Source organism: Pseudomonas sp. xss_4 (assembly GCF_043104125.1).
In the GTDB taxonomy this organism is placed as follows: Bacteria; Pseudomonadota; Gammaproteobacteria; order Pseudomonadales; family Pseudomonadaceae; genus Aquipseudomonas; species Aquipseudomonas parafulva_B.
Genome location: NZ_JBICKJ010000010.1, coordinates 1 through 632, shown reverse-complemented (window position 1 = coordinate 632; position 632 = coordinate 1). Strand labels below are relative to the sequence as shown.

The window sequence follows — 632 nt, the reverse complement described above, 5'->3', positions numbered from 1 at the left end:
ATGCTCTGTTCAAGCCCTGCTTCTTTCAACCGCTTGCAGTAGTCAGGGTATCGATAATGCCAGCCTTGATCTGAGTGCAAGAGCGGCCGGCTGTTAGCTGGTAGCCTATTGATTGCTGTCTCCAACATTTCGCCTACCAAGGTAAATCGGGGTCGGGAGTCGGTACGATAGGCAACGATCTCGCCGTTATAAAGATCCATGATCGGAGAAAGGTATAGCTTCTCACCTGCCACTTTGAACTCGGTAACATCCGTTACCCACTTTTGATTTGGCTGGTCTGCGCGGAAGTCGCGCTTAAGGATGTTGGGGGCGGCTTCGCCCATTAGCCCCCGATAAGATTTGTACTTCTTGGGGCGCACTGTACATTTCAGGTCCAGTTCGGCCATCAGACGGCGTACCTTCTTACTGTTAACCGATTGCCCTTCGCTACGCAGCGTAGAGGTGACTCGCCGATACCCGTAGCGGCCGCGGTGCCGGTGGCTGATGTCTTGTATCAACGTTTTGAGCGAGGCACACCGATCCCCAGCCTCGAGCACGCCGAGCTGGTAATAATAAGTGCTGCGCGACAAATGAGCTGCTTTGAGCAGCCAGGCAAGCGGGTAAAGCTTACGTAGCGCCGCGACTAGCCGGGT

1 protein-coding gene is annotated in these 632 nt (G+C 54.6%); it reads right to left on the bottom strand.

Annotated elements, in window-relative coordinates; translation table 11 throughout:
* Positions 1–632 (bottom strand): IS3 family transposase (locus tag ACF8GB_RS00940; RefSeq protein WP_392526443.1); only part of this gene is annotated, 632 nt, incomplete at both ends.